This is a genomic window from Nonlabens ulvanivorans, assembly GCF_000732625.1.
GTDB classification, from domain to species: Bacteria; Bacteroidota; Bacteroidia; order Flavobacteriales; family Flavobacteriaceae; genus Nonlabens; species Nonlabens ulvanivorans.
Genome location: NZ_JPJI01000026.1, coordinates 421,220 through 431,377 on the forward strand (window position 1 = coordinate 421,220; position 10,158 = coordinate 431,377).

Here is a 10,158-nt window from a genome sequence, read left to right on the forward strand (position 1 = left end):
TAGACTTTCATTTTGCTTATTATTGCACAATAAGTACAGGATATTTTCAAAATTGAGCGGTATCATCAATTTTTCTACACAGAGATATTAAAACAAATTAATGGAAGACTTACTAACCTTTGCGTTTACTGTTTTTACAGGTTTTTTTGCTATTATGAATCCTATTTCTAATATGCCTATCTTTTTAACGATTACTGAAGGAGCAGATAAAGAAACGAAGCAAAGAATTAATCTCAAAGCGATAATTGTAGCCTTTATCATTGTTAGCACCTTTGTGCTTTTAGGAAATTACATTTTTGAGCTATTTGGAATTACTATTCCAGCTTTTAAAATTACAGGCGGAATTTTAATATTCTTTGTAGGTTTTGAAATGCTGCAGTCTAAGAAGTCAAACATCAAAAGACTGAAAACGGTAAATTATGATGAGAATATCGCTATATCACCACTTGCTATTCCTATACTTGCAGGTCCTGGTACTATAGTAACCGCAACTAACTTTGTGGCAAACACCTCATCGTATGCTGATATTGCTGTAGTTCTTCTTGTTTTTGCTTTGATGTGTTTATTGAATTACATCGCATTTTCACTAAGTGATGTCATCGCTAAGAAAATAGGTGATAATGTCATTTCTGTAATCGGAAAATTGATGGGATTAATTATTGCGATAATAGGTACTAGTATGATTATTTCAGGTTTGAAATTATCATTTGACGTGTTGAACTAATATAGTATCGGTGAATTAATTATTATACTTACTCTGCTTGTAAGGTCTTTACATCTGCAATAAGTTGAGTTATTGATGCTTTATTGAGACCGTTATAAATACCACGAATATGTTTGTTTTTATCTACTAAAATAAAGTTTTCAGTGTGTAAAAAATCATTGATATCTTTAGTGGTACCTAGGTCTTCTTCTACAAAATAATGATTTCTACCTAGATCATAAATTAAATCCTTATCACCAGTAACGAGATTCCACTTTTCAACATTCACATCTTTACGTTGTGCATATTCCAATAAAACAGCAGGCGTATCATAATCTGGCGTGACAGAATGAGAAAGTAATAACACTTCTTCGTCTTCTAAAAATTCGTTTTGAAGGCGATTCATATTTTTAGTCATCGCAGGACAAATTCCAGGACAAACGGTAAAAAAGAAATCTGTAATATAAATTTTGTCTTTATAGAAATCTTGAGTGATGGTATCACCATTTTGATTGATAAAAGTAAAATCAGGAATTCTATGAAAATCTATAAGCGAGTCACTATCTTTTGAAAGCCAGTATGGTGTAAAAGTGGCCTCTTGGTAATAAGGCAACGCCTCTACTCTACTTACTACCTCTTCTTCAATGGGTTTATTTTTCTGTTCTTTAGAGCCACAACTAACTATTAAAGCAACATTACAAAGTATCAGTAACGACTTCTTGATTCTCGAGAGAGAAACAAAGTGTTGCTTTTTTGAGTCCAAAGATTCTACCATTTTTTGCTTCATAATTATTATAAAGTTTACCATTCTGACGGTAAGATTTTTGCATGCCTTGCTCACGTCCATCGACTAGATGTATTTCTTTAAAAATAGAACCGTTAGTATACCATTGAAACTGGGCACCTTGAGCTACACCATTCTCAAAATTACTTTGAGAACGTTTATGAGCATTATTCCACCAGGATATTGTTTTACCATGCTGTAGTCCATTCTCATATCGAGATTGAAAACTCAAAGTTCCATCCCTAAACCACTTCTCATATAATCCATGGCGTAATCCATTGAGATACTCAATCTTTTCTGCAGTTAATCCATTAGAGTAACTAATTACAGAGAAACCTGTAAAGGGCTCGTTGTTATAATACATGAGCCCTTCATTAGGTCTTAATTCTAAAATTGCTTTATCAATCTCTAACTTTTCAGTTGTTTTCACAACATGATTTGAGTCTGTTTTACAGCTTGATAAAAGCAATAAGACCAATATACTACTGTATGTTATTAGGTGTGCCTTGATAATCGCCAGGGAATATGATATAGTATTGATTTAAGTATACTGTATTCTGAATATGGTAATGATACTCTGCAGTTGTTGTATGTTGTGTAGTAGAGGTATGCCCACCAGAAGCATCTAGATCAGTAGGATATGTTCCTGTAGATGTACATTATCTACCATAAATAAAGAAACCATCGCTTATGATACCAACTAGTGCATCATCATCATCAGAAAAAGCTTTAGGTTCTAAGTGGTAGTGGTAACTTTGTGGTCCTGTATGCGCTGCGGTATAATCTAACGAGCCTACCGCGCTATCTAGTGGTACATTAGGTCCTTCTTCATCATTATAAATTACTGAACCACTAACAGCAATACCTATGGCTCCTAAACCAGTCGTTGAGGAACTACTAGCCAGCGTTGGACTTGATGGAACTGTTAAAGAAAAGGAACCGTTAAAGTCGTCTATGTTACCAGGTGCCATTTGATCTCCACTAGTAATAATAGGATCCACATATAAAGGATGGTCAGTAGCGGCAGGACCTGTCACAACCGCATTACCATTAGGACCAGTTATGGTACGTACATTTGTGCTGGACCAGTAAGGTGAAGTGTGATTAGGCAAACCATTAGTCTCAATATTTACAGATGAAGTACCACTCATCATAATCGTGACATTATCTGAGTCAAATTCAGCAAAAGCGGCATGTAATTCTGTTGCACCATTTCCACTTCCATCATCAGTTGTACTTCCATTATCGTCATCGCTTGAAGTACAAGAGTAAACTCCTGCGATAGCCATTATCGAAATCCCTATATACATAAGGAAGGATTTATTTTTTGATTGATTCATAAATTCAAGGGTTGTGCGACTTAGATTTAAGCGCTGTTCATTGATATAAAACTTAGACTATTAAAAAATCTAAAAGTTTAATCAACACTTAAAAAAATGTTAACGACCTTTAACTATAGGCTTTATATCAATCGCAAAATTGACAGAATTTGCTATGAAACAAAGTTGGTGTGCCTCTTCATGTAATTTTGTAGCTATATCTATTTGTTGAGCATCCAGAATTAAGACTTCGGGATTAAGAATAACTTTTTGAAAAGCACCACTAGCGTCTTCGTTTAATAATAAAGTACCTGAAACCTTATCTGTATATTCTAAGACATCTATACCATGCTGCTGGCACACGTAGAAATAAGACATCATATGGCAAGAAGATAATGCGCTTAACAAAAGGTCTTCTGGGTTGTGTTTATTCTTATCTCCTTTAAATTCTCGGGCTGCAGATACGATGATATCTTTTTTCCCTTCTATAATAGAGGTATGAGTTTTATGGTTTTTAAATTGTCCTTTTTTCCACTGAGTTTGTACCTCGAAAAAGAATTCTTTTTTCATTCTAAAGTGCCGTGGATGATGAAGAAGCTGGTGCATATTTCGCTTTCGCGAAAGCGAATAATCGATAACATAACCAACCTATTACAGTTCCCATAAACATCCCCATCAACACATCACCTGGATAATGTACTCCTAAATAAACGCGACTATAAGCCACTAACACAGCCCATATAAAAAGCAATATTCCAGTAGTTTTATGAGACTGCTTGAGCATATGCCACATAAATACAGCAAGTGCCATGGCATTACTAGCATGTCCACTATAAAAACCATAAGTACCACCACTTTTACCTACTTTAGAGATCAACCCTTCTAAAGCTGGTTCTCTAAACGGTCTTAATCGCAGTACCCATGTATTCTTAAATAGCATCGCAACTTGATCACTTATCGCAACTAATAATACAATAGTGATTAACGCTATAATCAATTCTTTTTTATTTAACTTTTTAAAAAGCACATAAAACAAGTACAGATAAAGTGGGATTGCATAAAATTTATAAGTAATGATATTGAAAATTAAATCAACGGTATCGTTTCCCCAATCATTCAACAAAAGCATTAAATCCCAGTCTAGCTGTTTAATATCTTCCATTATTCTTTATCATAGATAGCACACTGCTCGTCGTAGAATCGACTAGCTTCTTCGATTAGGTTCTTGGTTTCTTCCTCAAGTTCTTCTTCATCTTTCTTTTCAATATCTTCTAGAAATTCTAGAGTATCATCTTTTAAATTTATCACAAATCGAGGATAATCGAGGTGTACTACAAAAATATCTTCGGGATGGTGAGCGTTATCGCCCATAAGAAATCTAGGGAAAGCCATGTTACTAGTTATGAATTATATGTTATCGTTGAGAATTGTAAAATGTTGCTGTCGCAGCAGTTTTACTAAAACTCTAGGTTACCTTAACTTAGTTTTTAATAATAGTGCAATCTAAGAAATTCTAAATTCAGAATTATAAAAAGTATCTTTGTTTTATGCAACAACTAAGAGCAGATAATTTACAGAAGTCCTATAAAGGCAGACCAGTAGTTAAAGGTGTTTCTTTTGAAGTGAACCAAGGCGAAATCGTAGGTCTACTGGGACCTAACGGTGCTGGTAAAACAACATCTTTCTATATGACTGTAGGACTGGTTAAACCTACTGGTGGTGATGTGTGGCTAGATGATAAAAAGATTACTCAATACCCGATGTACAAACGTGCACAAAATGGTATAGGCTATCTGGCACAAGAAGCTTCTATATTTAGAAAATTAACAGTAGAAGAGAATATACTGGGCGTACTGCAATTAACTGACCTGACTAAAAAAGAACAACGAGAACGTTGCGAGATGCTATTAGAAGAATTTAGTCTAGAAGATAGACGCAACCGTAACGGTGACTTATTAAGTGGTGGAGAAAGACGCCGTACAGAGATTGCTCGCGCACTTGCGACTAACCCAACATTTATACTGCTAGATGAACCATTTGCAGGAGTAGATCCAGTAGCTGTAGAAGACATACAACGTATTGTCGCTCAACTAACTAAAAAGAACATAGGTATTCTTATCACTGATCATAACGTTCAAGAAACGCTGGCTATTACGGACCGTACCTACCTGATGTTTGAAGGTAATATTCTTAAACATGGTAGTCCAGAAGAACTTGCTGAAGATGAAGTAGTGCGTCGAGTATACCTAGGTCAGAATTTTGAGCTGCGCAAGAAGAAGTTGTTTGCTGATTAAAGATTAACCTTACGATTTTACAGCGCTTAAATTATTAAAAACGCTCATCAACACGTAAAGAACGATAATACAAGGAACCGCATAGATTTTAAGTATTACAATCATTGCAATGCATATCGCTATAAAAATCCATCTTATCTCGTTGCTTTTCCAGCCGAAGGTTTTAAATTTTAACGCAAACAACGGTAATTCTGCATTAAGTAAGTAACAGCTTATAATCGTGATTAGTATTAAAACATATGGATTACTTAATAATCCAAAAATAAAATCGCTAGTTGTCATTTGAGCAATAATCCCTAGTGAGATGATTAAAATAGCATTTGCTGGTGTAGGTACACCTATAAAAGAATCTGTCTGTCTGGTATCTATGTTAAATTTAGCCAGTCGATAACCACTGGCCGCAGTAATTAAAAATCCTAAAAAAGTAATTTCCTTAAATAAACTGGTTGCACTACTCCATCCTAGATCGCCATTCACAGCAAATAATGTAGAAGAGTGACCTGTAGCATCTGCAAGTAATTGACACATGACAATACCAGGCACAACACCACTAGTCACCATATCTGCAAGTGAATCTAACTGCGTACCTAACTCACTAGAAACCTTTAATAATCTAGCTGCCAGGCCGTCAAAGAAATCAAAAAATATACCTAGCGCCACAAAAATACCAGCAAGTATCAACTCATCTTTGAAAGCATATACCGCAGCGATGCAACCAGACAACAGGTTTAACATCGTTATTAAATTGGGAATCCATTTCTTCATTCTACAAATATGCAGTTTTCTACGATACTTGTTTCAACTTGATATGCAATATCCTAGGGTTTTGCTAGTTATTTAGTGAGAAACCTAGATATTTGCAGCTAGATTATATATGACCAGAAAAGCTAATTTTATTATTGTATTGTGTTGCGTTCTCGCTTTCGCGAAAGCGTATTCACAAACCTCTAGAGCATACTCTAACGAATTCTTAAACATAGGAGTCGATGCAGCAGCACTAGGTATGAGTAACGCCGTGGTTGCTAGCACAAATGATGTCAATGCTGGTTACTGGAATCCAGCAGGATTAATGCGTGTTCAAGAACAAGAGATTAGTGTAATGCATGCTAACTATTTTGCAAATATTGCACAGTACAATTATGGTGCATTTGCCATGCCTATAGACGACTTTAGTTCCTTTGGGTTTTCTGTCATACGATTTTCTGTAGATGACATATTAAATACAACTCAATTAATTGATCAACAAGGAAATATTAATTATGACCGTATTTCTACATTCTCAACTGCAGATTGGGCGTTCACATTTTCTTATGCAAGAGAATCACAATTAGATGGTTTTAGTTATGGAGGTAATGTGAAAGTCATACGACGAGTTATAGGAGAATTTGCAAATGCATGGGGTTTTGGCTTTGATGTAGGCGCACAGTTTAAACGTGGTGACTGGGAACTAGGTTTTATGGCTAGAGACATTACAACAACCTATAATACCTGGACCATCGATGAAGAAAAATATGCCGAAGTACAAGGAGCCGTGGAAAATCAAAATCAAGATTTACCAGAAACAACAGAAATAACATTACCTAAATTACAGATAGGTGTTGCTCGTACTTTCACATTTCACTACGACCATATTCTAACTGCCGAAGTTGATTTAAATATGCGCTTTATACAAACTAATGATATTATATCCAGTAGTGCCGTAAGTGCTACACCAGCATTAGGCTTACAGTATGGATTTACAGATTTAGTTTTTGTGAGAGCTGGAGTCGGTAATTTTCAAAACGTGCAACAACTCGATGGAAGTGATAATGTGAACTTTCAACCTAATATAGGAATAGGCTTTAAGTACAAAGGTATTGCGGTAGATTATGCACTGACAGATATAGGCGATTCTAGCGAGGCGCTTTATTCAAATATTTTCTCGCTTAAGGTAGATCTTTCTACATTTTCTAGATAAGTTTGATACCTTAGCATCTTAGTTTATTTATGAAGTACTCTAGTATTCTTCTCGCTCTTTTATCAGGTATATTATTATGGTTAGGATGGCCTACTTATGGTTTTCCTTTACTATTATTTGGTGCCTTTGTCCCTTTACTATTTGCAGAACTTCATATCAGAAAATCTGAATTAAGATTCAAAGGATGGCGTGTTTTAGGACTTTCGTATCTCAGTTTTTTTATTTGGAACATTTCAACCACTTGGTGGCTCTATCTTGCAACAGGATTTGGAATGTGGTTTGCTGTTTTAGTAAACAGTTTATTGATGGCTCTAGTATTTTTATGTTATCATAAATTTGCTAAAAAAGTATCACAAGGTGCTGCGTTTACCTTCTTAAGCTGTTTATGGATTAGCTTTGAGTACATGCACTTGCAATGGGACTTTTCATGGCCATGGCTCAATTTGGGTAATGGTTTCAGTGAATATGTAAGCTGGATTCAATGGTATGAATATACCGGCACTTTTGGTGGTACCTTGTGGATCTGGTTATTAAATGTAATCCTATTTTATACCATTTTCAAATTGAAGAATTATGGCTTTACTGTGATTCAAGCTCTTAAAAAATCAGTATTACCAGCGTTGGTGATTTTAATTCCCATAGGAATATCTCAAATTATTTTATTCAGTTATTTTGAAGTAAATAAAGATAGCGGCACTGATGTAGTAATTGTGCAACCTAATATAGATCCTTATGAAGAGAAATACACCTTTACAAATGATAAGGTCACTCAACTCATCACAAACCTTGCTTTACCTGAAATAACACTAAACACTGAGTTTGTAATTGCTCCAGAAACTGTAATCGCTGATAACATAAGGATAAGTCAAGTTAATTATCATCCTACACTACAAAGTCTGAGAGGTAATTTTGCCTCCTATCCCAACCTGAGTTACTTAGGTGGTATATCATTAGTTGATGTATTTAAAAATCCTGATCAAGCTACCAATCAAACAAATCTGGCTAGCGATGGAGTGACCTATTATAACGATTACAACAGCGCGATGTTTTTTAACCAGCTGGGACCTGTTGAGTTATATCATAAATCTAAGTTGGTTGTAGGTATTGAGAACTTTCCATATAAAAGTATTCTTAAACCAATACTAGGCGATGCCATGATAGATTTAGGCGGAACTGTAGCTACTAAAACCACACAAGAAGAACGTAGCGTCTTTACTTCATTAAATGAAACTAAAGTAGCATCCATAATTTGTTACGAATCTGTATATGGAGAATACGTCACTGGATATATAAATAATGGAGCGCAATTTCTTGCTATTATCACTAACGATGCGTGGTGGGGAAATACTCAAGGACATCAACAACATTTAAGTTTAGCTAGGCTGCGTGCTATAGAATCTAGAAGATGGATTACAAGAAGCGCTAATACGGGCGTAAGTGCTATCATCGATCACCGTGGAAAAATCATACAATCATTGGGATACGGTAAACAAGGCACCATAAACGGTACGATAAGAAAACGTGATGACATTACTTTTTATGTACAACATGGTGATTACATAGCTCGTATTGCGATATTTATGGGTGTATTTACTCTATTATTTGGCTTTACTAGACGCCGTAAAAAACGTGCCTAAATAGAATAATTCTAAAATGACTTCAATGTCTATTGAGTAAGATGAAAGTTTTATTGTTACCTATTGTCCTTTAAAAAAGATGATGGTAGTTAAAGTTTTAACGATGATTCTTAAGTCTAGGAATAAACTGCGATGCTTAATATAATAAAGATCATATTGTAACTTTCTTAGGCTGTCTAGCTCTGACTCTCCATATTTAGTTTTGACTTGTGCCCAACCAGTTAATCCAGGTTTTACGACATGTCTGGTTTCATAGAAAGGAATCTTTTCAGAAAGTTGTTTTACAAATACAGGCCTTTCTGGTCTAGGTCCAATAATACTCATTTCACCTTTTAAAATATTATAAAACTGGGGAAACTCATCAAGACGAGACTTTCTTAAAAACTTTCCAAAAGCAGTAATTCTGCTATCATTTTTAGTGGCAAATTGAGCTCCATCAACCTCAGCATTTTTGACCATTGTTCTAAACTTATAAATCTGAAAAGACTTACGATTTTTACCAACACGCTCTTGTTTATAAAACAACGGACCTCTATTACCCATTATATTACCGATAAAAATTAAAGGCAACAACACTAGTCCAAAAATCAAACCTAATATGGAGCAAACGATGTCAAACAATCTATGATATACCATATAGAGTTTATTCTGATTGCTACGTGCAAATGGGAAGTATTTATAAAAATCTTTACCTACATATTGAACAGGCACTCGATCTGTAATCTCCTCATAAATCTGAGTATATTCTCTTACAGAAAAACCGTTTTCTACTAACTCGATAAGCCACTCATACAGCTCTGGCGTGATCCCTTCAACATTTGAAGAAGCTATAACAATCTCACTCACCTCTTGACCTTCTAATCTGTTTTTTGCTTCTGGTATTGTTAATATACTTATACGATCATCATGACCTATTTCAAGTTGCCGATCTGTATTAATATAACCTGCAATTTTATAATTAGGATCAGCTTCCTGTAATGTTTCTGCTACTTGAGCAGCGTCTGTGGCATCAGCAATAATTAGTATGTTCTTATAAAATCTAGAACTAGAAAATAACTTAATATAAAAGGCTCGCCAAATTAAAAGTGATAAAGTAATGGCTAGATAAAAATATAAAATCTGTAATCTATTCTCTGGTAAAGATGGTGTTAAGAAAGGTGTCAACAGGTAAATTAACGAAGTAATAGAACTGGTAAAAACCACACCTCTCAATGTAGAAGTAATTCGACTTGCACGTTGTAAATGATACAATTCAAATACAGTCGCAAAAAACAATAAATATGCACCTAACAATATAATCCAAGACCAATGTTCTTCATTAATTTTAAAATAATCAAAATTAAACACAGTACCTACTAGATGAAGCGCGCCTAAAACGACGGCTACATCTATGATACGCAATAAAACCTTGCGTTCAGAGATTTCAAAATGTATAGAACCTGGTTGGGACATCGTTCAAATTGG

Annotated in this window: 12 protein-coding genes; 4 read left to right on the top strand and 8 right to left on the bottom strand. The window is 34.9% G+C overall.

What is annotated here, in order from left to right:
- The first annotated feature begins 100 nt into the window (after positions 1-100).
- Positions 101-724, top strand: a complete 624-nt coding sequence (locus IL45_RS05750; RefSeq protein ID WP_036581402.1) for a MarC family protein — start codon at positions 101-103, stop codon at positions 722-724.
- Between the two features lie 28 nt (positions 725-752).
- On the opposite strand, the gene IL45_RS05755 is transcribed toward IL45_RS05750, so the two are convergent.
- From IL45_RS05755 to IL45_RS05780, 6 genes are all read right to left on the bottom strand, one after another.
- A complete protein-coding gene (locus IL45_RS05755) occupies positions 753-1,490 on the bottom strand; it encodes an SCO family protein (RefSeq protein WP_235183321.1) in 738 nt (245 codons plus the stop codon).
- The gene (locus IL45_RS05760) at positions 1,399-1,917 is read right to left on the bottom strand and encodes a toxin-antitoxin system YwqK family antitoxin (RefSeq protein WP_036581404.1); all 519 of its coding nucleotides are present in this window, start codon (positions 1,915-1,917) and stop codon (positions 1,399-1,401) included. The genes IL45_RS05755 and IL45_RS05760 overlap by 92 nt, the downstream gene beginning before the upstream one ends.
- Before the next feature lie 229 nt (positions 1,918-2,146).
- Complete coding sequence (locus IL45_RS05765; protein ID WP_235183322.1) at positions 2,147-2,827, bottom strand: YHYH protein; 681 nt, start codon at positions 2,825-2,827, stop codon at positions 2,147-2,149.
- A 99-nt stretch (positions 2,828-2,926) separates the two neighbouring features.
- Positions 2,927-3,376 carry an OsmC family protein gene (locus IL45_RS05770; RefSeq protein ID WP_036581407.1) on the bottom strand — a complete coding sequence of 150 codons (450 nt, stop codon included), beginning with the start codon at positions 3,374-3,376 and terminating at the stop codon, positions 2,927-2,929.
- A gap of 1 nt (position 3,377) precedes the next feature.
- Positions 3,378-3,968 (bottom strand): phosphatase PAP2 family protein, encoded by a 591-nt coding sequence (locus IL45_RS05775; protein WP_200875685.1) that lies wholly within the window; start codon positions 3,966-3,968, stop codon positions 3,378-3,380.
- On the bottom strand, positions 3,968-4,198 hold the full coding sequence (locus IL45_RS05780) for a hypothetical protein (RefSeq protein WP_036581412.1): 231 nt from the start codon (positions 4,196-4,198) through the stop codon (positions 3,968-3,970). Before IL45_RS05780 ends, IL45_RS05775 begins: the two co-directional genes overlap by 1 nt.
- 155 nt (positions 4,199-4,353) lie before the next feature.
- Here IL45_RS05780 and lptB point away from each other — a divergent pair, with 155 nt between their 5' ends.
- Complete coding sequence (gene lptB / locus IL45_RS05785) at positions 4,354-5,100, top strand: LPS export ABC transporter ATP-binding protein (protein WP_036581414.1); 747 nt, start codon at positions 4,354-4,356, stop codon at positions 5,098-5,100.
- 9 nt (positions 5,101-5,109) lie between these two features.
- On the opposite strand, the gene IL45_RS05790 is transcribed toward lptB, so the two are convergent.
- The gene (locus IL45_RS05790; RefSeq protein ID WP_036581417.1) at positions 5,110-5,865 is read right to left on the bottom strand and encodes a CDP-alcohol phosphatidyltransferase family protein; all 756 of its coding nucleotides are present in this window, start codon (positions 5,863-5,865) and stop codon (positions 5,110-5,112) included.
- 109 nt (positions 5,866-5,974) lie between these two features.
- On the opposite strand from IL45_RS05790, the gene IL45_RS05795 reads away from it, so the two are divergent.
- On the top strand, positions 5,975-7,057 hold the full coding sequence (locus tag IL45_RS05795) for a putative type IX sorting system protein PorV2 (protein ID WP_036581420.1): 1,083 nt from the start codon (positions 5,975-5,977) through the stop codon (positions 7,055-7,057).
- A 29-nt stretch (positions 7,058-7,086) separates the two neighbouring features.
- Positions 7,087-8,694 carry an apolipoprotein N-acyltransferase gene (gene lnt / locus IL45_RS05800; protein WP_036581423.1) on the top strand — a complete coding sequence of 536 codons (1,608 nt, stop codon included), beginning with the start codon at positions 7,087-7,089 and terminating at the stop codon, positions 8,692-8,694.
- 60 nt (positions 8,695-8,754) lie between these two features.
- On the opposite strand, the gene IL45_RS05805 is transcribed toward lnt, so the two are convergent.
- Positions 8,755-10,146, bottom strand: a complete 1,392-nt coding sequence (locus IL45_RS05805) for a sugar transferase (RefSeq protein WP_036581424.1) — start codon at positions 10,144-10,146, stop codon at positions 8,755-8,757.
- Positions 10,147-10,158 lie beyond the last annotated feature (12 nt).